Source organism: Methanopyrus sp. SNP6 (assembly GCF_002201895.1).
Lineage (GTDB): Archaea > JAADCQ01 > Methanopyri > Methanopyrales > Methanopyraceae > Methanopyrus.
On the sequence record NZ_CP019436.1, the window covers coordinates 89,029 to 111,083 of the forward strand.

The following is a 22,055-nucleotide window of genomic DNA, read 5'->3' on the forward strand; positions in this document are numbered from 1 at the left end:
ACCGTTGGTTCAAAGTCGTTGCTTCACCGAAAACACATCGCTATCAGACGTCTTTGACACCCGAGTCGAGTACTCACTATCCTTTGAGGAAGCCCTTCAAGAATTCACGTACCCTGTTCGTGTTAGGGACCTCCCAGACGTGCCAACCACTTTCGTAAGGGGTGACGAGGGAGTACCAGTCGGCTTCCGGGTCGAGTTCTCCACCTTCCCAGGCGACTAACACCTGGCCACCGGCCGCTGCGACGGCGCTCTCACGATCGTCATAGTAGTCCCGATGGTCCTCCGACCGGAGTACGAGCACCGCCGCCTTATGACGTCGTTTTACCCTGTCCAAGAGATATCCTCGCTCCGACATGTGGTTCACGATATCGTCGATGAACTCTGGCGGACACCTCGTCACAAGACGACCCGTCTTCGGACGCAAGACGTCCACACAGGTGTCCAGGAACGACAGCACGAACTCGAGATCGGGTGTTCTGGAGATGCCGCTACGGGGTCCCCACGGGGGATCTGTCAGCACCTCGTCGACGGGACGTCTAAAATCTTCGATGCCGCATTCCAGCGGGAGGACGTCACCCAGAAGGACGTCCCGATTCGCGGAGATGTTGGCCGACAAAGCTGCGGAGTGCTCCTGATCCGGTTCCACGGCGTACACGGTGTAAGGACCGAGGGCGGCCACCGTCAGGGCGAAAGATCCGCAACCCGCTCCGGCATCGAGGATCTCTCCTCTCCACGGAGCACGAAGGTCGCGAACTACTTCCATGATGTACCTGGTGCTGGGAATTATTACACGCGAAGGGGACATGGTGAGAGGATCTTCGAGGAAGGGTAAGAGCACCGGTATCGAGCGCTCTGACCTTCCCATTCGCGGTCACCCGGCGCCGAGAGATTAAAACGGACGGAATTTAAGGTACCTGGCAGCCGCGGGGCGGCGGTCGTACGAATTAATGCCTCAAGAAGCGTTGAAGGATCCGACGGCCCGGGCGAACGGGATCTTTCCGAGCGGAGTCATTGGCAGTGTAGTACTCAGGTTCGGTATTCGGCTGTGATCGACGCGCTCGTCGGGATCACGGTAACCTGAATTTATCCAGGGAGATGGGGTCTGGTCTCCCGTTCAAACTGGAGAGAAGAGTTCGGGTGTATGAAGATTCGTCGATCGAGCGCGTCACCCGAACGCTGTACTACCGGGGGTACCTACTACCTCCGAAGTAGGGATCATAGTTCGATCGACAGGGTTACGCGGCTCAGGGTTCATACGGTGGAAGAGGATGTTGTTGGGGAGCGCCCGCGGTCGGATCGATAGGATCTTCACGGATGTACCCTAGAGGTAGGAACGAGGGTCAGTGATCTCACCCTCGATAGCGCTAGCGGCGGCCGTCGCCGGGCTGGCCAGGTACACTTCCGACTCACGGTGTCCCATCCTACCAGGGAAATTCCTGTTGGACGTCGCCACGCACCGCTCGCCTTCCGCGAGAACCCCCATATGACCACCCAGACACGGACCGCAGTTCGGCGGGCAGATCAGTGCTCCCGACTCGTGGAGTACTTCGAGTATGCCGTCCTTGAGCGCCCGGTCGTAGACTTCCCTCGACGCCGGGATGACGATCAGCCGGACGTCGTCGTGGACTTCCTCGCCTTCAAGTACCTCCGCCGCGACCTTCAGGTCCTCGTACCGACCGTTGGTGCAGGAACCGATGAAGACTTGGTCGATCGCGATACCTTCGACTTCCCCCACGGGCACCACGTTGTCCGGAGAGAACGGCTTCGCGACCTGCGGCTCGAGGTCACTCACGTCCAAGGTCAACTCGGCCTCGTACCGGGCGTCTGGGTCTGGCTCAACCGGGCGCCCTTCCGTACCCGCACGCTTCTTGACGTACTCGAACGTCTTCTCATCGGGCGGGATCATCCCCGTCTTCGCCCCCATTTCGATCGCCATGTTACACAGACACATACGGTCCGATACGGACATTTCTCGGACGACCTCGCCGTGGTACTCGATCGCCATGTACGTCGCGCCGTCGGCACCGATTTCTCCCGTCACCTTGAGCACGACGTCCTTAGCGTACACACCCTCCTGAAGTTCTCCCGTAATCTCTACGCGGTACGTTTCCGGGACACGGAACCACAGCTTACCGGTCGCGAAGACCGCCGCCATGTCGGTGGAACCGATCCCGGTAGCGAAGGCTCCGAGAGCTCCGTGGGTGCAGGTGTGGGAGTCGGCCCCTACGATCACGTCCCCAGGACGCACGTGACCCTTCTCGGGGAGAACCTGGTGACAGACACCTTCCCGAACGTCGTAAAAGTGCTCGATACCCTGTTCTTCGACGAACTCCCGCATCATCCTGTGGTTCTCCGCGGCTTCCACGGAGTCCGCTGGCACCTGATGGTCGAACAACACGACGATCTTGGACGGATTCCACACGCGCTCGACTCCCATCTCCTCGAACCGCTGAACTGTGATCGGACCCGTGATATCATGGACCATCGCAACATCGATGTTGGCGACGACGATATCCCCCGCTTCGGCGTCCTCCCCGGACGCTCGGGACAGTATCTTCTCGGCCATCGTCTTCCCCACGGTGCTCGACCCCCGGCCGCCCCCGGGCGGCAGTTGAAAAAGGATCGGGGACCCGAGCTCCGTATAACAGGTGGAAGTGCCAAAGTTTAGAGGGGCGATCCTGACCTCAGACATTGACCGGCTGGTAGAAAAGCTGGCTGAGGAGGTCGGAAAGCGCAAGGAGGAGGTGCGCCGGGAGATCGACAGAATCCGGAAACAGTGGGGAGTGTCGGAGCTTGGAGCGCTTCTCGCCTTCGCCGACCGAATGGGTGTGAAGCTGATGCGAACGGGAGAGGAAAAACCGGGGAAGGTGACTCTGGATGAAGCAATTTCTCAAGAACTACAGTCTTTCGATACGGAGTTCATCGTCGTACGCGTATCGGACCCCGCGGAGACCAGGTCGGGCGGTAGAATGGTGACTTTAGTGGTAGGAGACGAGACGCGATCCGCCGCGTTGGTAGCGTTCGACGAGGTCGTCGAGAAACTCGAGGAACTTGATGAAGGTGACTTGGTACTGGCTAGGAACCTGACGGTGGGTTCGTTCCGCAACAGCCCGCAGCTGGTGGTTACCCGAGAGACCGAGCTTGAAGTAGTAGGCCACGAGGAGAATCCGGATCGGATCATCGAGCGAAGCATCTCCGAGGTGAAACACGGAGAGTACGTACGCGTGCGAGGTGTCGTGGCGAGCGAGCCCGTCGACACGGGAGAACGCGTGTACTTCTGGCTCTCCGACGAGACAGGTTCGACGCGTGTCAACCTGTGGGGTGAGGAAGCCGAGCGTGCGATGGACCTCGACTACGGCGACGGTGTGATCGTGGAAGGGTGGGTTTCTACCCGCAGTGATCACCCGGTGATCAACGTACTCAGGACCCAAGGTCGTGTGGAGCCCACTGAGGTTTCCATCAAGCCCGCTATCCGGAAGCGTGTCGAGGAGCTCGATAAGGGGGATGTAGCAGAGGTATCAGGCGTCATCGTCACCGTGTACGCACGCCGTCGGTACTACGAGGCGTGCCCCACCTGCGGTCGGGCCATGAAAGAGGGGGAGTGTCCCGAGCACGGGGCCGTGGAACCCGAACGGAGACCAGTGCTGAACGTGGTAGTAGACGACGGCTCCGGGACTGTAAGGACGGTGTTCTTCGGAGAACACGCGGTCGAGTTCGTGGGATACGAGACCACGAAGGAATACCTGGAAGCCGACGAATCCGACATCGAAGAGAGACTTTTAGGTGAAAGCGTTTCCGTGGTGCTCAGGGTTCGGGGAGAAGGGGTCGTAGAGGACTACGATGCCGTCGCACTGCGGGCTAGGATACTCACCGAGGAGGACTTCAAACGTGAGATCCAGATCTTGGCCCGGGAGCTAAAGGGGGGAGGAGGGTGAAGGAGAGGAAGCTGAGTGATCTGGACTTACTACCAGATGAAACCGTCAAAAAGCTGGAAGAGAAGGGGGTTGTAACTGTCGAGGACTTCATTTACGCCGATCCGAAGTACCTATCGGAGGTGACGGGGATGTCCGAGCGGGATATGGAGGACATACAAGAGGAGTTGAGGAATATCGAAGTGGAGTTCGAAACGCTAGAGAAGCTGGAACGGGAACGCAGACGCATAACCACGAGCTCCAGCGCGCTCGACGAGATCTTGGGAGGGGGCGTCCCGTGCGGAGAGTTGACGGAGTTCGCGGGCCCCTTCGGCTCGGGTAAATCCCAGATCGCGTTCCAACTATGTGTGAACGTACAACTGCCTGAGGAGGAGGGTGGATTGGAGTCCAAGGCCATCTTCATCGACACAGAGGGAACTGTGTCACCCGGTCGTATCAAGGGAATGGCGGAGGCCTTAGGACTCGATCCCGGGGAAGCTCTACGTAACGTCTTCGTGACGCAGGTGAGATCCGTTGAAGAGCAAATGCGAGCCGCGGAGGAGGCGCACAAGCTGTGCGAGCGTGAGGATGTCGGACTCGTCGTTATAGATTCCCTCACGGCGCACTTCCGCGCGGAATACTCGAAGCTGGGGGATGTCAGCGAGCGTCAGGCCAGACTGATGAAGCACGTGGATCAGCTCAGGAACCTGGCCATGGATCACGACGTGGCCGTAGTCTTCACTAACCAAGTGCATGTCGACATTGAAGCAGCCACGAAGGGTAAGGGCAGGCGTTACGAACCCGTCGGAGGAACGATCGTAGCCCACCAAGCAACGCATAGGATCATGCTCAGGAGAGCCAAAGGTGAGGTCCGAATCGCACGGATCATCGACTCACCGTACCTCCCACAGCGTGAGGCGCCGTTCAGGATCACGGAAGGAGGCATTCGGGACGTGGAACTACCCGAGCGATGAAGACAGGCCCAATAGCCGAAAACCCGATGACGAGCTCCCGGTCCCATCCGAGCCCAGCGGGTGAAACTCGTGGAGTTCGATGTGGTTGTGGTTGGTGCTGGTCCGGCGGGTTCGGTCGCGGCGTGGGCTGCGGCGGAGGCAGGTTGTGATGTCTTGGTACTCGAGCGTAAGGCCGAGGTCGGTGTCCCAAAACAGTGTGCCGAGGGTATCAGCGCACATGGGCTCGAACACGCTGGAATCGAGCCACAGGACGAGTGGATCGCTACCGAGATCTCGCGTGCTCTCATTTACGCTCCCAACGGGAAGGAGTTCGAGGTCCCCGGTGACGGGTACGTGTTGGAGCGTCGTGTGTTTGATAAGTGGTTGGTTGTTCGGGCTGTTGAGGCTGGTGCGGAGGTTAAGTTGTTGGCGCGTGCTCGTCGGGCGTTGGTTGATGATGGTCGGGTGGTTGGGGTCGAGTACGAGGGAGTGGATGGTGTGCATGAGGTTCGAGCACGCGTCACCATCGCCGCGGACGGGATCGAGTCTCGCATAGGAAGAACCGCAGGACTAGTCCCACCACTCAAACCCACAGAGATATGCACATGCGCACAGTACGAGATGATAGGTGTTGATGTTGAGGAGGACGCCACGCACTTCTTCGTCGACGCCGAGTTCTTTCCGGGAGGATACTTCTGGATCTTCCCGAAGGGCGAAGGTCGGGCGAACGTGGGAGTGGGCATCCGAGGGTCCGAATCCGAACCCGGAGATGCGCTGAAGGTACTGAACCGCGCCTTGGAGGATCACGAGCTCATTTCAGAAGCTGTAGCGGAGGCCGTCCCCGTGGAGGTGAATGTGGGTGGTGTGCCGGTGTGTGGGCCTGTTGGGCGGACGTATGGTGATGGTATTCTCGTGGTGGGTGATGCGGCTCGTCAGGTTAACCCGGTGACCGGTGGTGGTCTTCACACTTCCCTGGTTTGTGGTCGGATCGCGGGTGAGGTCGCGGCCGAAGCGATCGAAGAGGACGACACGTCCGCCACCTTCCTAAAACAATACCAAGACCAATGGAAAGAAGAATTCGGTGACACGTTCGGATGTGCGCGTGAGGTAGCGGAGATACTCCCAGAACTTAACCTGGAAGAGGTCGTCGAGTTCTTGTCGTCGGTGGAAAACTTGGAAGAACTGCTTAGGACTTCGGGCATCTTGGAGGACATATGGTGGGGTTAGAGTTTTCCGCGCTGTCCAGCCATGAACTCTCGGTGCTTCTCCGTCCATCGAACCTTCTTCGGATCCCTTCCGAGCTTCAGCATGTTACGCTCACACTTGCTGGAGCAAAACCATAGGATAGTACCATCGTTCCCAACGAACATCTTTCCTGTCCCTGGTTCGATGATCCGACCGCAGAAGTCACAGCGCCGAACATCGGGCATTTTAAGTCCCCCTTACTCGATCGGTCGCGCCTCCCTTTCGGTCTCCCTCAGCAGTAGGATATCTCCCTCTCGAACGGGTCCTTTGACGTTTCTAGTGATTATCCTACCCTTATCCGGTCCTTCCAAGATCCTGACCTTCACCTGTGTCACTTCGCCGGCCATTCCGGTGCGCCCTAAGATCTCCACGACTTCCGCTGGTGTCGCATCCTCCGTCGGGTCGTAATCGCACTCTACCATCCTACTCACCCCTAAACGAGACTTTCCCTGATCCCGGTTATGAAGTTTCGTCGGGGGTTCGGACGCGGTACAAGACTTAAAGTGAAGGGTGGGTTCGGCGCGCTGGGGGTGGCCACTTGCCCGAGTTCAAGGTGGTAGTGGCGGATCCGGAAAAGGCTCGCTCCTACCAGGTGGACGTGAAAGGTGAGGACGCTGAGAAGCTGATCGGGAAGAGAATCGGCGATGTGATCGACGGCGAAATCGTCGGTCTACCTGGATACAAGCTCAAGATCACTGGCGGGACGGACAAGGATGGGTTCCCGATGCGACCCGACATCCATGGACCGGTGCGCGTTCGCCTACTCCTCAGCGGTCCGCCGGGTTTCCGCCCTGAGCGTAAGGGTGAGCGTAGGCGTAAAACCGTTCGAGGAAACACGATCAGCGAGGATATCGTTCAAGTGAACACCGTCATCGTCGAGTACGGAGACAAGCCCGTAGAGGAGTTACTCGGCGAGGGCGGCGAGGAGGAGTAACCGCGGGTGAGTACCGTGCCCGTCGACTTACGACGAGTGGACGACGAACGGTTCCAACAGGCTGAGATGAACATCGGAATGGTGGGGCACGTAGATCACGGTAAAACCACGCTGACGAAAGCCCTTTCCGGTGTGTGGACGGACACGCACAGCGAGGAGACTAGGCGCGGCATCTCCATCAGACTAGGTTACGCGGACACCGTTCTCACTCGGTGTCCCGAATGCGACACGTACTCGGTGGAAGAGAAGTGTCCAAAGTGTGGAGCCGAAACCGAGTGGCTCCGGCGGGTCTCCTTCGTCGACTCCCCGGGCCACGAGACGTTGATGGCGACGATGCTCTCCGGTGCCGCGATCATGGACGCTGCCATCCTGGTAATCGCCGCGAACGAGCCCTGCCCGCAGCCTCAGACCCGAGAGCACCTGATGGCACTGGAAATAATCGGAACCGAAGACGTGATCGTCGTTCAGAACAAGATAGACTTAGTCACTTCGGAGGAAGCTAGAGGGCATTACGAGCAGATCGTGCAATTCCTAGAGGAGGAGACGCACCTCGATCCAGATAAAACCCCCATCATACCAGTATCCGCCCAGCATAAGGCGAACTTAGACGTTTTAGTCGAGGCCATGTACGAGCACTTCGAGCCCCCCGAATACGACCCGAACGCACCATTTCGCATGTACATCGCCCGATCGTTCGACGTCAACAAGCCCGGCACCAGACCGAGCGAACTCAAGGGTGGCGTGATAGGAGGGGCCATTGTTCAGGGAGAAGTCGAGATCGGTGACGAAATCGAGATACGACCGGGAATCCGAGTGGAGCGATACGGTCGCACCGAGTGGGAGCCAGTATACACGGAGGTGGTGAGTCTCCACGCGAACGTGACGCCGGTGGAGCGTGCGAGACCTGGCGGTTTGGTCGGTATAGGCACGAAGCTAGACCCTACCATGACCAAAGCGGACCGGTTGTCGGGCCAAGTTGCCGGAGAACCCGACACGCTGCCACCCGTCCGCCACGAGTTGCTGCTGGAGGTGGAGCTGCTCGAGCGAGTGGTAGGGACAGAAGAGGAGCGTAAGGTGGAACCTATCCGGACGAACGAGGTACTGATGCTCACCGTGGGTACGGCAACCACAGTGGGCGTGGTGACTAGTGCACGGGACGACGAGATCGAGATTAAGCTGAAGCAACCGGTGTGCGCCGAAGAGGGCGACATGATCGCGATAAGCCGTAGGATCCAGCGGTGGCGTCTGATAGGTCATGGCGTCATCAAAGGGTGAAGGGGCGTGACCATCAGAGTCGTGTTGGACGCCAACTTCCTAATGATACCGCACCAGGAAAGGGTGGACGTGTTCTCCGAACTCGACCGCCTCTTGGGCTCCTACCGACCCATCGTTCCCCGTCAGGTCCTCGAGGAACTGGAACACGTGAAACGTGCGGCTACCGGTCGGGACAAGATCGCAGCGAGGGTAGCCATCTCCCTCGTAGACGCTAAAGGAATCGAAGTAGTAGACGACGTTGAAGGGAAGGACGGAGACGAGGCCATCTTGAACCTCGTCCGACGGTGGGATCGAGTGTACGTGGCCACCCGAGATAAGGAGCTCAAAAAGCGCTTGTGGAAACTCGGTATTCCGGTGATAACGTTGCGTCAGCGCACACACTTGGTTATCGAGCGGGGTTGACACCTTGGAAGTACCGCCTTCTCCTGTCTTGAGCGATGCCCTAGGGAAGCGCTACGTACTCCGGGGAATCAATCACATCGTAGGCCCGGTACCGATCTGCGGACGAGCGGTGACTGTGCTTGTGGAAGGAACGGACTGGGGGACCGTGGTGGAAGCTATCGACGAAGCCGAGGAAGGTGACGTACTTGTAATCCAAGCCAGAGACAGGGCGAGGGCGTACTGGGGAGGTCTCTCCTCTCTATCAGCCAAGCGGAAAGGATTGGCCGGGACAGTCGTGGACGGATTGGTGAGGGACGTAGACGATGTACGCGAGATAGGCTACACCGTTTTCGCCCGCGGCGTTACCCCTAGAGCGGGAACCCACCGTCGATCCGGAAAGATTAACGTCGACCTGTACGTCTCGGGTGTGCTCGTGCGTCCCGGTGATGTTATAGTGGGGGACGAGAGCGGCGTCGTGGTCGTTCCCGATGAGGAGTGGGAAGATGCGCTCAAGCGGGCCCGTGAGACACTCGAATTGGAGGATGACATTAGGGCCGACATCGCGGCTAACCGTGCATGGTGGGAGATCGTGCTGGATAAGTTAGGGGGATGGTGAGGAATGGTAATGAACTTATGGAAAGACCTGGAACCGGGCCCGAATCCACCCGACGTAGTGTACGCGGTGATAGAAATCCCACGTGGCTCGAGGAACAAGTACGAGTACGACGAAGAGCGTGGGTACTTCAAGCTGGATCGGGTACTATACTCACCGTTCCATTACCCGCTGGACTACGGGTTCATCCCCAGAACGCTGTACGACGACGGTGACCCACTCGACATCTTAGTGATCATGCAAGATCCCACGTTCCCCGGATGCGTCATAGAGGCACGACCGATCGGTCTGATGAAGATGTTGGACGACAGCGATCAGGACGACAAGGTTCTGGCGGTGCCCACTGAGGACCCCAGGTTCAAGGACGTTAAGGACCTGGACGACGTTCCAAAGCACCTGCTCGACGAAATCGCCCACATGTTCTCCGAGTACAAGCGACTGGAAGGCAAGGAGACCGAAGTACTCGGATGGGAAGGTGCGGACGCGGCTAAGGAAGCCATAGTTCACGCGATGGAGTTGTACGAGGAGGAGCACGGGTGAATTCCGTTGTACGAGCTCGTGGAACTTGAGACCACGGTTAGAATTCCTCCCACTCAATTCACCTCCGACGTCGAGGATGCCGTGCTCAAGGCCTTAGAGAACGACGTCGAGGGGAAGCTCTTCCGGGAAGACGACACCGGTGAGCCCATCGGATTCGTGGTCTTCGTGGACGAAATTCTTGATGTGGAGAACGAGGGCATTTTCCCCGGCGATGGCTCCTCCTACCACCGCGTAAGGTTTAGGGCTCTGGTCTTCCGCCCGGTGGAGCGCGAAGTGGTAATGGGCGAAGTAACCAAGGTAAAGGAGTACGGAGCCTTCGTGCGTCTGGGACCGCTAGACGGTCTTCTGCATGTTTCCCAGATCCTCGACGAGTACATGTACTACGACGGAGCCCGAGAGGCGCTAGTCGGTGAGGAGACAGGCCGGGAGCTCAAACGGGGTGATATAGTTAAAGTGATGATTATCGGTGTGAGCCTCAACGAGGAACGGCCCAGAGACTCGAAAATCGCATTGACAGTGAAGAGACCTGGTCTAGGAAAGCCGGAGTGGTGGGAATGACCCCGCCCTGAGCGAGCAGGATGATCCATTCCGACTCTATTCAGGACATCTTTCATCTCAGCGAAAGATCCACAACATCTGAGAGTATCGGGCGTCAAGGACCAGGGCAAATCCTGCGGGTTCACGCTTCATCACCTCCCAACACGTCATCAGTATCAGTACCAAAAAAGAACTCGTATACACACTACACGCTTCCCATCACCTGAAGGGCGGGACTTTCCAGGGGGGTCGTGAAAGCCGTTGTCCAAGCTGAAAGCGTGCGTCAAGTGCGGGTATCTGGTGGAAGAAGATACCGAGATCTGTCCCGCCTGTCACGGGGACGAGTTCACGGAGAACTGGTGCGGTATCGCAGTGATCCTCGATACTGAGTCCCAGACTGCGGATAGGTTGAACGCGAAGATCCCAGGTAAATACGCCCTGAGGGTTGAGGAGTGACGGTCGTGCTGAGGCTACCTAGGGAGCTACGCCCCGAGCTACGTCGACCCTGGGGCACACTATACCCACGACCGTCCGTCAAGACCTACCGACGTCTCCATGAGGACTCAGAAGCGCTGATTACAGTCGGCGACATGACTACTCGAAGCTTCCTCCGATGTGGTATCCGGCCGGACGTCGCCGTCGTAGACCGGAAGATGCTCAGGACGGTCCCAGTGGATCCGGGGAATAAGTTCCCGGTTACTCTCAACGTGAACAACCCGCCCGGAACTATCACCAAGGAAGCTTGGGAGACCGTACGGCAGGGTATCGAATACGCACTCGATGGCGACGCGACCCTCATCGACGTTACCGGAGAGGAAGATCTACTAGCCATCCCTGCTATCCTGGTCGCTCCCGAAAACTCGATAGTCTGCTACGGGTTGCCGGGCGAGGGGATGGTGGCGGCGCGGATAACCCGACACCTCAAGGATTCTGTCCTCCGACTGCTGACGAGGTTTCGGGGGTACGACGAATGGAAGTCGAGATCTTGGATCAGCGGGATAACCCACTACTGTACCGCAAAGAGGTGAAGTTCGTCGTACGTCACGAAGACGGGGGTACGCCCCGAAAGTCAGAGGTCCTTCGGAAGCTCGCGGCAATTCTCGATGTCGACAGGGAGGTAGTCCTGATCGACCGCATGGAATCGGAGTTCGGGAGTCGTAAAACCAAAGGGTACGCGAAGATCTACAAGAGCGTGGAACACCTGGAGGACATCGAGCCCGAGTACATGGTCGAGCGACACAAGAAGGTGCTTGAAGAGCTAGAGTCCGAATCCGAGGAGTCCGAAGAGTCTGAGTCGGAGGAGTCTGAAGAAGGCGAGTAACCGGGGGTAAAACGGGATGGGAGTGCCTAGAAGGGCTAAGCTGTACGAGGTTAAGGACGGTAAGGTGGAGCGCAAGAACCCGTTCTGTCCGAGATGTGGACCCGGCGTGTTCATGGCGGACCACGGGAACCGGTACGCGTGTGGTAGATGCGGATACACCGAGTTCAAGGACCAGCCGGAGCCCAAGAAAAAGAAGTAATAGAGAAGTAATATTCGCGAGCGAAGTGAGGCGTCTTGAACCTGAGAGTTCCCGACCGACTGCGCGACGTAGTGGAAGCCGGTGACGTCATAGCCCTCGGCGCTGAGTCGCTCCTGGTTCGGCACGACTGGCTCGGGCTCCCCGCCGTCTACAAGATCCGTCTCCCCAAACCCTACCGCCACCCGTCCTTGGACGAGCGCCTCCGTCGCCTCAGGACCCGACGAGAAGCCCGAGCGTTGATCAGATTACCCGAAATAGGCGTGCCGACTCCTACCCTATATGAGGTCGACTTAGACCTCAACCTGCTGATCATCGAGTACGTTCCCGGGAAAACTCTCAAGCAGGCAACCGAAAGTTCCTTCGATTCGGACCGTTACCGGGAGTTGGGCAAACTCGTCGGGCGGATGCACGAGCACGGATTCGTCCACTACGACCTGACCACATCGAACGTCCTCGTGTCCGGTGACAACCTCTACATCATCGACCTGGGACTGAGCGAGGATTCCGACGACCCAGAAGACCATGCCGTAGACCTGCGCGTGTTCGAACGGTGTCTCGAGAGCTCCCACCCCGAAGCTAAGGAGAAGGCGTGGAAGGCTTTCCTGCGAGGCTACAGGGAAGAGAGGGAAGAAACCACCGACACTGTGCTCCGGGCCCTGGAGGGCCTCAAGTCCAGGGTCCGGTACATTTAAACCCTCGCCACCACGAGGCCACTTTTAACCTCGATCTCCCCACGTTCTTCGAGCTTTTTGAGGGCGATGTGCGTGACGTCGTACGGGACGCCGAACTGTGCGAACAAGAACTCGTAGACCTCGTCTTCGGGTACCCTGCCCCGATTCTGCAACCACACCAGCAAAGCACCGAGTACCTCAGACAGGCGCTCCGGCACGTGCATTAGTTCACCATCCTCTGTCATTTCTACCTCATCGCTCATCAGCGCCGAGTACAGGGCTTCGGAAAGTCTCTCACCGGAGTACCCTGACCATCGGAGTCTCATCACGAGGTCCCTCCAGTCTAGGCTCACCTCACGCTTGACTATCTGTACCACATCATTCGGAGTCACCGGGCGGTCTCCCACCAGAAGGTCCTCCAGTGGTTCGGTGTCCGGCCACTCCGGGATCATTCCGAGCTTCGCCTCGAGAAACACTTCAGTCGCCGAACCGTAGTCCAGTTTAAGTGGGTCCTCAATAACTTCTAGGGGTAGCGTCTCCCACTCGGTCACTGCTAACCCGAGACTGTAGTGCTCACAGAATGCCGATACGGACATCACTTCCTCCCTCGGCTCACGGGGAAAGACTACCAGAGCTCCCAAACCCAGTGCCTCCGCGTCACGTGCGATCTCGGCCAGTCCCTCTTCCCACTCCCCTAAGGCCGACATCGAAGCTAGATCACTGAGACCTCCGACGCATACCAGCGCGAAGCAGAAATCGTCCGAACGGACCACGAAGTCCAGCCGGTAGTCGCTGTCTACATCCTCCACGATGCAGCCCAGCTCCTCCAGTACGAACCTACAGTCCCGACGGAACATGGACAAGTTAAGATCCGTCATCGCACCTTTCCCCGCAGGCGGGGTGCCGTAATGTCGACGATGATCTGTGTAGGTATAGAGTCTACGGCCGAGAAACTCGGCGTAGGTGTCGTGACGGACGATGGGGAGATACTGGCTAACGTGAAGGCCCAGTATGTCCCCCCTCCTGGTTCTGGAATATTACCCAGAGAGGCGGCTGAACATCACTCCAGAGAACTGCCGGAGCTCCTCGAACGCGCGTTGAAGAACGCGGGAGTAGAACCCGAAGACATCGACCTAGTAGCTTACTCGCAAGGGCCTGGGCTGGGACCTTGCTTACGTGTCGGCGCCACCGCGGCCAGAACCCTGGCACTAGCGCTCGAGGTTCCCCTGGCACCGGTCAACCATTGCGTGGCCCACGTGGAGATAGGGAAGTTAGCGGCACGCCAGGACGGGCTCGACTTCGACGATCCGGTAACACTCTACGTGTCCGGAGGGAACACCCAGGTGCTGGCCCTCAAAGCCGGACGGTACCGGGTGTTCGGGGAAACCTTGGACCTACCCGTTGGTAACATGCTGGACACCTTCTCCCGCAAGGTCGGACTCCCACATCCAGGTGGGCCCGAGATAGAACGCCTCGCCGAGAAGGGTGAGCCAGTAGAACTCCCTTACACTGTACGAGGCACCGACGTGTCGTTCTCAGGCCTTCTAACTGCGGCACTGCGGAGATATAAGCAGGGAGACAGGCTCGAGGACGTGTGTGCAGGGCTTCAGGAGACAGCCTTCGCAATGCTGGTGGAGATAACGGAGCGTGCCGCGGCCCAGCTAGGCCGGGATGAGATCCTGCTCACGGGTGGGGTGGCCGCAAACCGCCGTCTCTCCGAGATGATACACGAAATGGCGGAAAGCCGCGGTGCGGAGGCGTATACGGTGCCCCAGGAACTGGCCGGAGACAACGGAGCCATGATCGCTTGGACTGGGATCCTTGTCCACGAACACGGCCTCTCGATACCGCCAGATGAGATCCCGGAGAAGGCTATCGTCAAGCAACGATACCGTGTAGACGAGGCGTCCGTCCCGTGGGCTGCCCATCCTTCCAGATCTGCCGATTCCCAAAGGTAGAGGAGGTAGTTCATAGGACCCACGCCGTGGTGGTTGGAACGGTCCGTAAGACGACGGTGGATACCATCCTCCAGTGGAAATCAGTCTCACGAGCTCAGAGTTATGAGCTCGTAAAACGGATAAGACGGAGCACGATCAAGCCGGGCTTAAGCACTCTTGTCTGGTTTCAGGCAGAACGTCGAGGCCGGAGGAGGCTCTCGTCACTAGCAATGTGTGTGGACCCATGCCGACCCCGCCTGTATGCACTCGTCCATTCCAGGAACGTCGAAAGTACGGATATCGAGTACGTCGAGCCCCGGTGCCCTGCCTAAGTTCGAAGGGGTTCACCGTCCTCACCCGGTCCCGGCCGTGAGCCAAGTCCCACCGCTAAACCGGCGAGATGTCAGTGCGGGGAGACATAGTGAACTTCCGCCCGAACCTCTTCGGAGACCCTGTTGACAGAGACTATGAGATAACCCTCGTGCTGGTGGACGGCGGGTTGTGTCTGGGATCGACCAAGTTCGTGCTGCGACGCGTCGAACACGCCGAGACGAGAGAGAGCCCGTATGGGGAATCCGCGTACCGATGCGTGAAATCGGAGAAGCTCGACGCTCGCGAGTCGGTGGGGAGGAACTTGGTGACCACTTCCACGACACCTACTCACGTCGCTCACGGCGGGAAACCTAAGTTCACGAGCTGTGATAGCTCGGAACGCAGCCAGGAAGTCCACCGTGCTGCACTGAAAGTTCTGTCTCGAGGGAACCCGGCGCCAGGTCAGTAATATCATCGGGTGGATCGAACGGGCCGAAACAACCAGACATGAATTACGGGTTTCGAAATCCTCGAGCGCAGGTCGGCCCAACTGGGGAAGCACGTGTCCCACACGATCGTGGGAACCTTCGTATACGAGCTTCCCTCTAAAGCTCCCAGACAGCGTCGGTGAGGTGGTCCTTCTCCGACGTTTATAGTGATGGAGTGGGGAGATTCAACACAGCGGGACTCGGACATCTCATCGAAGAGGCCGGATGAACTAAAACTGGACCACCGAGGCCGACCGGGAGAGGGGGCAGCTTAAGTGGAGCTGGAGTTCTCGGCTGAGGTCGAGCTCACTCTCTCGCGTGAAGTCGACCCCGACGAGATCGAGCCTACGGTTGAGGAGTTCGTCAAAGAGGCTAACGAGGATCTCCTCCAGCGAGGTGTCCCAACTGGGGAGGAGGGGGCCAAGATTGAGGGTTATCGAGTACTCGAGGATATAATCGAGATGGAGATAACCGGAACGAGGTACCTACGTCCTCACGAAGCCGCTATGAGGGTCCGTAAGCGACTTGCCGAACGTCTCGGAAGGGAGCACCGGATCGGCGTTCGCGACCTGAAGATCCCTCGGTACGAGGTCGTGTTCCGGTTCGATCGTGAAGTTACGCGGGACGACGTCGGGTACGTACCAGTAGCCGACGACGTGGTAGTGGAGGACGGGACCGTACGGCTGACGTTCCAAGACGTCGACGAGGAAATGCTCCGCCGACACGTCATCGACCGGGTGATACGGTTAGTAGCTTGGGCAGTCGAGGAGAGATCGGAGCTAGTGGAGCGCGTCACCAAGGTCGAACCAGGTACCGTGGTGGATGAGAGCGGTCCGCGAGAGATTCGGTTCGATGGGGACGTCACCGAAGAGGCGCGTCGACGGGGTTGGGTGAAGGAGTTCCCCGGCCGCGGACAGTGGATTTACAACCCCCCGATGGCCGCCCTGTTCGAAGTTCTCCGTGACTTTCTTCTGGAGCGTGTGACGCGTAAGTTGGGCTTCGAGCCCGTCCTGTTCCCGAAGCTGGTCCCATTGGAAACTATGTTCCGGATGCGTTACCTTCACGGTCTACCCGACGGTATGTACTACGTGTGTCCCCCGAAGCGTGACCCGGAGTTGTTCGACGACTTCAAGCGGGAGCTTTACGTGTGGGGAGAGCTCAACGAGAGGATTCTCGGATCGTTGAGGGAGAAGCTCCGCGATCCCGGATACGTTCTGGCACCCGCCCAGTGTGAGCCGTTCTACGAGCTGCTGCGGGACGAGGTAGTGGACCCCGAGCGACTCCCGATCAAGCTTTACGACTGCAGCGGTTGGACGTACCGATGGGAGGGTGGTGCAGCAAAGGGTCTGGAACGCGTAAACGAGTTCCAACGGATCGAGCACGTATGGATCGCCGAGCCGGAGGAGGCGGAGAGGATCCGAGAGGAGTTACTGGAAGCTACCAAACGTGTCGCGGAGGAGCTGGAGCTCGAGTGGAAGGTAGTCGTATCAGACGATCCTTTCTACCTAGAAGGTCGGCTGCTGGAGGATCGAAACATCGAACTCCCAGACGTACCGTCGTACGAGTTTGAAGTCTACTTACCGTTCAAGGGAGAGCGATCGTCGAAAGAAGCCTGGATTTCTGTGGGTTCGTTCAACGTGCACGGCGAACACTTCGTCGATGGTTTCAACGTGAAGGAGAAGTCTGGAAGGACATTGTTCACGGGCTGTGCGGGTTTGGGTGTCACCCGATGGATGGTTGGGTTACTGGCCCAACACGGGTTCGAACCTGAGGAGTGGCCGGAGCCTATCCTTGAGAGGATCGATGAGAGGTTCGGTGGGTTACCCGAGGTACCGAAGACACTAACCTGGCCGAAGTAGTCCGATCCCGATCCTTTTTTCAACGGCGCCTTCCGGCGGGCCTGGGGGCTTGCGAGCTTGGTCAGAGACAAGTGGAAGGACAAGGTGTGGTACACGATCCTCGCGCCGGATATGTTCGACAATGTAGAGGTAGGTGAGACGCCCGCCGATGATCCGGAGAAGGTAATCGGTCGAGTGCTCGAAACTACCCTAGGTGACGTCTTAGACGACATTACTAAGCATCACATCAAAGTGTTCTTCCGCATTTACGACGTCGAGGGGACGACCGCGTACTCCAAGTTCGAAGGACATAGACTTATGCGCGACTACGTTCGCAGCCTGGTGAGACGCGGAACGAGCAGGATCGACGGTGTCATCGACGTCGTCACCAAGGACGGGTATAAGGTACGCGTCGCGGGACTAGCGTTCACGACGCGACGCGCCAAAACCTCCCAGCAGCGGGCCATCAGGAAGGAGATGTTCAAGGTGGTCGAAGAGAACGCGAAGGAGTGCGACTTCGACGAGTTCATCCGCAGGTGCCTGTCGATCAGCGAAGAGGAGAGCATCCCGGAGCAGATTAAGGAGGCAGGTCGTAAGATCTACCCGATCCGGCAGGCCGAGATCAGGAAGACGGAGGTCCTGGAAGAGCCGAACGGCCTACCACCGTACGAGGCAGTGGGGGACAGGGCCACCCCGGAACTGGCCAGCTACTGAGCCTCCCTCCGCAACGGTCTTCGGGCGCGTGCGAGATGTTCCTAGTGAAAACGCAACGAAACCTGGAGAATGTGGCGGCAGCGAGAATCGAGGAAGAAACCGGGGCCGAGACCGAGCCAAGGCCCTTCGGTTACCTCGGACTGGTTATCGTTACGGGACATGTTACTAAGGAGGAACTCGAGAGTATCCAAGAGGTAGAGCGAGCTATACCGGTAGAAGCCGAGTGCCGCGCGGATCCGAAGGAGATTGCCGAAACCGCGGCCGAACTGGCGAAGACCAAAATTTCGGAGGACGAGACCTTCGCGGTTAGGACTATCCGTAGGGGTAAGCACGACTTCACCAGCGTCGACGTTAACGTCGAGGCCGGTGACGCGGTCCGGGAGGTTACCGGCGCCTCCGTGGACCTAGATGATCCCGATAAGATAGTATGGGTCGAGATAATCAGGGACCGGGCGTACCTGGCGGTCCTACACGGCGAGGAGGAGTGGAAGAAGTTACCTCCAGGGAAACCCGAGGCCGATCCGCTGCTGGCCAAGGTGGAGTTGGCGCAGATACCCTATCTCGGGGACCCACGAGCCGCCTATTCCATGGGTGAACGGATCGGACGAGCGGTTCAGGGGTTCGAATTGAAGTCGTACATCGTCACCCCATACGAACCTGTGAACGCCGTCGAATTACTACACTTTTTGCGGGGCCTACGGGACGGAGTGAAATCCAGGATGGAAGTACAGCGAGAATCGTACGGGCGGAAGTTCCGACGGACGGAACTGCTAGTCTACGACCTTTACCAGCTGGTACGGATGAAGCGGGACGCTCCGATCGTTGGAACGGATCCGAAGGGCGAGCCGTACACGAAGGTTCGGGAGGAACTGGGGGAAACACTCCGAGAAGCTGACGAGGTGGTCGTGCTGGCGGGATCGCGGGTAGGGCTACCGCGGGGAGTGTTGAGAACCTGTGACTTCGTCGTGGACCTATGCCCGGGGGTAACGTTCGCGACAGAACACGTCGTGCCTTCCGTCGTGACGGCGCTGGTTGACTCTTACCTGGAGGTCGAGGGGGAAGAGGATCGAGAGGAATGAACGTTGAATGCAGTGAATATAGCGTCTTTTTGAACGACACCGAGCTCGATAGGAAGTAACCACACAGAACACGCAGGGATGAGTAGGATCCAATCCGAAGACATCGACTCGTTGTTGAATACGTAGAACCGTAACGTCTTAACCTCGAGAGATGAAGTCATCGTGTCCACCGCACTCACAGGGAAACGCTCGATGGCATACTTGGGTGATAGTTCGAACATCGATCCTCTCCACCCTCGAACCCCCTTGCCAGAGGCCCAGTTCGATACGAGAGAATTCTTTCGACGGTAGACCTTCGACGGACCGAGAAACCGCGGGGGTTCAGCGTGCCGTGTACCTACTGTGACGCGCGTGAACTGCACAGGCGACTCACCGGGGGCGTTGCCGTTGGAAGTTGTAGGCGTGGTACACTTACCGCCTCTACCAGGGTCTCCGAGGGCCAAGTCCATCGAGGAGGTAGTTGAACGAGCCCGCCGGGATGCAGCGCGTCTTGAAGACGGTGGTGTCGACGCGGTCCTCGTTGAGAACTTCGGAGACGCTCCATATTACCCAGATGACGTGCCTAAGATTACCGTCGCCTGTATGACCAGGGCGGTGGCCGAGGTCGTAGATACCGTGAGCGTCCCCGTCGGCGTGAACGTGCTACGCAATGACGGTGTAGCGGCTGTCGACGTGTGTGCTGCGACCGGCGCCTCCTTCATCCGTGTTAATGCGTACGTGGAGGTCGTCGCTACGGATCAGGGCGTCCTCCAACCAATCGCACATATGGTCTGGCGCGAGATCGACCGACTCGGAGTGAACGTCGAGGTATACGCTGATATCAGAGTGAAGCACGGACGACCCCTGGACGACAGGCCTGTCGAAGAGGTCGCACGGGACGCTGTGGAGCGAGGATTAGCCGACGCTGTGATAGTCACTGGTTCCGCCACCGGGTCACCTCCACGGCCTGAAGAGGTGCGCAAGGTCTCCAGGGTCGTCGATCGAGTTCTGGTGGGTAGTGGCGTGACTCCGGAAAACGCTCACGTTTTCCTCCGAGCCGGGGCGACGGGTTTCATAGTGGGGACATACTTCAAGAAGAACGGGATCACCGAGAACCCCGTAGACGTGGACCGAGTGCGCGAGCTGGTGCGGTCCATCCGACGCTCAGGGGTAGAACGCTGGCCTTGATACAGAAGAGGCTAAACCGTAGGGAGCTCGAATGGGTGAGGAAGAGGGTGGCACGTGAGGCGGCTAGACTCCTCTACGAGGGTGCCGTCGACGAGTATATCGACGCAAAGAGACTGGCCGCTAGGCGCCTAGGTGTCGATGTGATGCCGTCCAACCGTGAAGTCGCGATAGAACTAGACCGAATCGGAGACGAGCTTGAAGGTGAGGAGAAGTTGCGCCGGTTGAAGAGGCTAAGGGAAGAGGCACTCGAAGTTATGGAGGCCATAGAGGACTTGGAGCCGCGGCTGATTGGAAGTGTGTGGCGTGGAAATATCAAACGGGAAAGTGACATCGATATCGCTGTTCTGGGGACGACGGATCCCGAAGAGGTCATCGAACGCTTGAAGGAAGCCGGGATCGAAGTGTTGGACGTGGATGAAGTGGTTATTACGGAGCGCGGTGGGAAACCTCTTGACATCCCGGAGCACTACGTCAACATCAAAATCAGAACCCCGGGCGGCGAGAAAGCCGAAATCGGTGTCACCGTTAGCAGTCCGGAGCTGGAGCGTAAAGGGCGTGTAGACCTCGGGAGGTGTGACTTCTTCGGGGACAAAATCACGGGATTGAGCGTAGAAGAGCTACGGAAACTGCTTCAAGAGGATCCTTACCGGAAGTTCATACCTCAAGGTTGATACCGGACGAGATCGACCTCAACCCCTATCGCGTCCAGTACCTTCTGAATCACGTAGTCCACTAAGTCGTCGATGGTCGTCGGGCTGTGATAGAAAGCCGGACACGCCGGCAGTATCACGGCACCCTCCTCCCTCAACTTCAACGCAGCCTGCAGGGCGGACCTGGGCCACGGCGTTTCCCGGACGACGAAAACCAACGGACGATCCTCCTTCAGCGCAACTACCGCGGCGCGCTTGATCAGATCTCCGGTCACTCCAGCGGCCACACTCGAAAGGGTGTGTAACGTGCACGGGCACACGACGTACGCGTCGATCCGGTATGTGCCGCTAGCTGGCGGTGCCGTGAGGTCCTCGGGGTCGTACTTCCGCACGTTCTCGGGGAGGTCGACCCCCTCCCGCTTCATAACGTACTCCGCGGGTCTAGTGACCGAGATCTCTACGTCCACCCCCTCCTCGTGCAGCACTTCGATGAGCCTTCTGGTGTAAATCTGCCCACTGGCTCCCGTAACTCCTATGAAGACTCGCAAACCTCCTCCCCCGAGGACCGAGATGACGAGTGATGGGCGGACCGAGTACACGATGCGATGACGATTCCTTTAAGTGCCGATCAACCCGTGCGCCACCTTGTACCTGGCGTACACTGCGGCGAAATTAAACGCCGCGTGGATCGAGATCGCCGTTGAATACCCTAACGTGAACCCAAGCCATCGTCGCCTTAAGAATCCGTACAATAGTCCGAAAGAAGACGTCGCGATCACGTGAATGGGTAACGACGTGAACGTTCGAAGGAACCCCACTATTATAGGGCCTAGAGGTCCGAACTTCAGCCCTACCAGCGCGTAGAACACGTTCTCTATGGACCCGAACCCCAAGGCGGTGGTGGCCGCGACCGTAACGATTCCCACCGGACGCCTACCACACTCCCGTACGACGTTCGCGGCCGCTTCAAGAGTCGGTCCGATCACGGGAAACCCCGATGCCAATCGAAGAGAGCCGGCCAACACTCGCGGGACTACGAGGAACCCGAGCCCTTTGGATAGTTCTTCAACTATCGGAGCTACAACTACGGCCGCTATAACTAGCCGATGGGGGCCAGCGTTTAGGCCCGACGTCAGGACTGTTTCTACCAGGAACGCTATCACCACGGAAATCGGGGCGTAGAGGAGCCCTAACAGGACCCCGATCACCGCGATTACCGGAGTCAGGATCAAGCGTCTATCCCCCGGTGATGAGGAGAGGGCCTGGACACCGACTGAGAGATGACGACAA

Annotated in this window: 28 protein-coding genes; 21 read left to right on the forward strand and 7 right to left on the reverse strand. The window is 58.4% G+C overall.

What is annotated here, in order from left to right; all coding sequences use genetic code 11:
• Window positions 1–76: 76 nt before the first annotated feature.
• Both BW921_RS00450 and hacA read right to left on the reverse strand, forming a co-directional pair.
• Window positions 77–865, reverse strand: a complete 789-nt coding sequence (locus BW921_RS00450; RefSeq protein ID WP_148688119.1) for an METTL5 family protein — start codon at window positions 863–865, stop codon at window positions 77–79.
• 456 nt (window positions 866–1,321) lie between these two features.
• A complete protein-coding gene (hacA, locus tag BW921_RS00455; RefSeq protein ID WP_148688120.1) occupies window positions 1,322–2,578 on the reverse strand; it encodes a homoaconitase large subunit in 1,257 nt (418 codons plus the stop codon).
• A gap of 76 nt (window positions 2,579–2,654) precedes the next feature.
• Between hacA and BW921_RS00460 the strand changes: the two genes are divergently transcribed.
• The 3 genes from BW921_RS00460 to BW921_RS00470 all read left to right on the forward strand — a co-directional run bounded on the left by BW921_RS00460 (window position 2,655) and on the right by BW921_RS00470 (window position 6,091).
• Complete coding sequence (locus BW921_RS00460; RefSeq protein ID WP_168168598.1) at window positions 2,655–3,935, forward strand: replication factor A; 1,281 nt, start codon at window positions 2,655–2,657, stop codon at window positions 3,933–3,935.
• Window positions 3,932–4,885: a DNA repair and recombination protein RadA gene (gene radA / locus BW921_RS00465; RefSeq protein ID WP_148688122.1), complete on the forward strand. Its 954-nt coding sequence runs from the start codon at window positions 3,932–3,934 to the stop codon at window positions 4,883–4,885. Before BW921_RS00460 ends, radA begins: the two co-directional genes overlap by 4 nt.
• 69 nt (window positions 4,886–4,954) lie before the next feature.
• Window positions 4,955–6,091 (forward strand): NAD(P)/FAD-dependent oxidoreductase, encoded by a 1,137-nt coding sequence (locus tag BW921_RS00470; RefSeq protein WP_148689269.1) that lies wholly within the window; start codon window positions 4,955–4,957, stop codon window positions 6,089–6,091.
• Here BW921_RS00470 and BW921_RS00475 read toward each other — a convergent pair.
• Both BW921_RS00475 and BW921_RS00480 read right to left on the reverse strand, forming a co-directional pair.
• Window positions 6,088–6,294, reverse strand: coding sequence for a 50S ribosomal protein L24e (locus BW921_RS00475; RefSeq protein WP_148688123.1), 207 nt, complete (start codon window positions 6,292–6,294; stop codon window positions 6,088–6,090). The two genes, BW921_RS00470 and BW921_RS00475, sit on opposite strands and share 4 nt — an antisense overlap.
• A gap of 12 nt (window positions 6,295–6,306) precedes the next feature.
• Window positions 6,307–6,531 carry a 30S ribosomal protein S28e gene (locus BW921_RS00480; protein ID WP_011019813.1) on the reverse strand — a complete coding sequence of 75 codons (225 nt, stop codon included), beginning with the start codon at window positions 6,529–6,531 and terminating at the stop codon, window positions 6,307–6,309.
• Window positions 6,532–6,647: 116 nt separating this feature from the next.
• Here BW921_RS00480 and BW921_RS00485 point away from each other — a divergent pair, with 116 nt between their 5' ends.
• From BW921_RS00485 to BW921_RS00535, 11 genes are all read left to right on the forward strand, one after another.
• Window positions 6,648–7,043, forward strand: a complete 396-nt coding sequence (locus tag BW921_RS00485) for a 30S ribosomal protein S6e (RefSeq protein ID WP_148688124.1) — start codon at window positions 6,648–6,650, stop codon at window positions 7,041–7,043.
• Between the two features lie 36 nt (window positions 7,044–7,079).
• On the forward strand, window positions 7,080–8,318 hold the full coding sequence (eif2g, locus tag BW921_RS00490; protein WP_148689270.1) for a translation initiation factor IF-2 subunit gamma: 1,239 nt from the start codon (window positions 7,080–7,082) through the stop codon (window positions 8,316–8,318).
• Window positions 8,319–8,324: 6 nt separating this feature from the next.
• Window positions 8,325–8,720: a nucleotide-binding protein gene (locus BW921_RS00495; protein ID WP_088336406.1), complete on the forward strand. Its 396-nt coding sequence runs from the start codon at window positions 8,325–8,327 to the stop codon at window positions 8,718–8,720.
• A gap of 4 nt (window positions 8,721–8,724) precedes the next feature.
• Window positions 8,725–9,315 (forward strand): RraA family protein, encoded by a 591-nt coding sequence (locus BW921_RS00500; RefSeq protein WP_088336407.1) that lies wholly within the window; start codon window positions 8,725–8,727, stop codon window positions 9,313–9,315.
• Window positions 9,316–9,324: 9 nt separating this feature from the next.
• Window positions 9,325–9,852 carry an inorganic diphosphatase gene (locus BW921_RS00505; RefSeq protein ID WP_088336536.1) on the forward strand — a complete coding sequence of 176 codons (528 nt, stop codon included), beginning with the start codon at window positions 9,325–9,327 and terminating at the stop codon, window positions 9,850–9,852.
• A gap of 6 nt (window positions 9,853–9,858) precedes the next feature.
• Complete coding sequence (locus tag BW921_RS00510; RefSeq protein ID WP_157666179.1) at window positions 9,859–10,410, forward strand: DNA-directed RNA polymerase; 552 nt, start codon at window positions 9,859–9,861, stop codon at window positions 10,408–10,410.
• Between the two features lie 240 nt (window positions 10,411–10,650).
• Complete coding sequence (spt4, locus tag BW921_RS00515) at window positions 10,651–10,845, forward strand: transcription elongation factor subunit Spt4 (RefSeq protein ID WP_088336409.1); 195 nt, start codon at window positions 10,651–10,653, stop codon at window positions 10,843–10,845.
• A complete protein-coding gene (locus tag BW921_RS00520) occupies window positions 10,842–11,417 on the forward strand; it encodes a GTP-dependent dephospho-CoA kinase family protein (protein ID WP_148688125.1) in 576 nt (191 codons plus the stop codon). The genes spt4 and BW921_RS00520 overlap by 4 nt, the downstream gene beginning before the upstream one ends.
• On the forward strand, window positions 11,360–11,710 hold the full coding sequence (locus tag BW921_RS00525) for a 30S ribosomal protein S24e (RefSeq protein WP_088336411.1): 351 nt from the start codon (window positions 11,360–11,362) through the stop codon (window positions 11,708–11,710). The genes BW921_RS00520 and BW921_RS00525 overlap by 58 nt, the downstream gene beginning before the upstream one ends.
• 16 nt (window positions 11,711–11,726) lie before the next feature.
• A complete protein-coding gene (locus tag BW921_RS00530; RefSeq protein ID WP_011019823.1) occupies window positions 11,727–11,909 on the forward strand; it encodes a 30S ribosomal protein S27ae in 183 nt (60 codons plus the stop codon).
• Between the two features lie 35 nt (window positions 11,910–11,944).
• Entirely contained in the window at window positions 11,945–12,601 is a 657-nt protein-coding gene (locus BW921_RS00535) for a Kae1-associated kinase Bud32 (protein ID WP_148688126.1), read from the forward strand.
• Here the strand turns inward: BW921_RS00535 and BW921_RS00540 are convergent.
• A complete protein-coding gene (locus BW921_RS00540; protein WP_148688127.1) occupies window positions 12,598–13,458 on the reverse strand; it encodes a hypothetical protein in 861 nt (286 codons plus the stop codon). The two genes, BW921_RS00535 and BW921_RS00540, sit on opposite strands and share 4 nt — an antisense overlap.
• 30 nt (window positions 13,459–13,488) lie before the next feature.
• Between BW921_RS00540 and kae1 the strand changes: the two genes are divergently transcribed.
• From kae1 to BW921_RS00575, 7 genes are all read left to right on the forward strand, one after another.
• Window positions 13,489–14,538: a KEOPS complex N(6)-L-threonylcarbamoyladenine synthase Kae1 gene (gene kae1, locus BW921_RS00545; RefSeq protein ID WP_236953755.1), complete on the forward strand. Its 1,050-nt coding sequence runs from the start codon at window positions 13,489–13,491 to the stop codon at window positions 14,536–14,538.
• Window positions 14,539–14,938: 400 nt separating this feature from the next.
• The gene (locus BW921_RS00550) at window positions 14,939–15,298 is read left to right on the forward strand and encodes a hypothetical protein (RefSeq protein WP_168168599.1); all 360 of its coding nucleotides are present in this window, start codon (window positions 14,939–14,941) and stop codon (window positions 15,296–15,298) included.
• A 294-nt stretch (window positions 15,299–15,592) separates the two neighbouring features.
• Complete coding sequence (locus tag BW921_RS00555; protein ID WP_148688129.1) at window positions 15,593–17,176, forward strand: serine--tRNA ligase; 1,584 nt, start codon at window positions 15,593–15,595, stop codon at window positions 17,174–17,176.
• A 57-nt stretch (window positions 17,177–17,233) separates the two neighbouring features.
• Complete coding sequence (locus tag BW921_RS00560) at window positions 17,234–17,869, forward strand: 30S ribosomal protein S3ae (RefSeq protein WP_088336416.1); 636 nt, start codon at window positions 17,234–17,236, stop codon at window positions 17,867–17,869.
• A gap of 35 nt (window positions 17,870–17,904) precedes the next feature.
• Window positions 17,905–18,948 carry an SPOUT family RNA methylase gene (locus BW921_RS00565; protein WP_148688130.1) on the forward strand — a complete coding sequence of 348 codons (1,044 nt, stop codon included), beginning with the start codon at window positions 17,905–17,907 and terminating at the stop codon, window positions 18,946–18,948.
• Window positions 18,949–19,335: 387 nt separating this feature from the next.
• Window positions 19,336–20,115, forward strand: coding sequence for a BtpA/SgcQ family protein (locus BW921_RS00570; RefSeq protein WP_210400467.1), 780 nt, complete (start codon window positions 19,336–19,338; stop codon window positions 20,113–20,115).
• Window positions 20,112–20,786 (forward strand): nucleotidyltransferase domain-containing protein, encoded by a 675-nt coding sequence (locus BW921_RS00575; protein WP_148688131.1) that lies wholly within the window; start codon window positions 20,112–20,114, stop codon window positions 20,784–20,786. Before BW921_RS00570 ends, BW921_RS00575 begins: the two co-directional genes overlap by 4 nt.
• Here the strand turns inward: BW921_RS00575 and BW921_RS00580 are convergent.
• Both BW921_RS00580 and BW921_RS00585 read right to left on the reverse strand, forming a co-directional pair.
• On the reverse strand, window positions 20,777–21,313 hold the full coding sequence (locus BW921_RS00580; RefSeq protein WP_148688132.1) for a UbiX family flavin prenyltransferase: 537 nt from the start codon (window positions 21,311–21,313) through the stop codon (window positions 20,777–20,779). The two genes, BW921_RS00575 and BW921_RS00580, sit on opposite strands and share 10 nt — an antisense overlap.
• A gap of 69 nt (window positions 21,314–21,382) precedes the next feature.
• Window positions 21,383–21,997 carry a PrsW family glutamic-type intramembrane protease gene (locus BW921_RS00585; protein WP_148688133.1) on the reverse strand — a complete coding sequence of 205 codons (615 nt, stop codon included), beginning with the start codon at window positions 21,995–21,997 and terminating at the stop codon, window positions 21,383–21,385.
• Window positions 21,998–22,055: the final 58 nt, after the last annotated feature.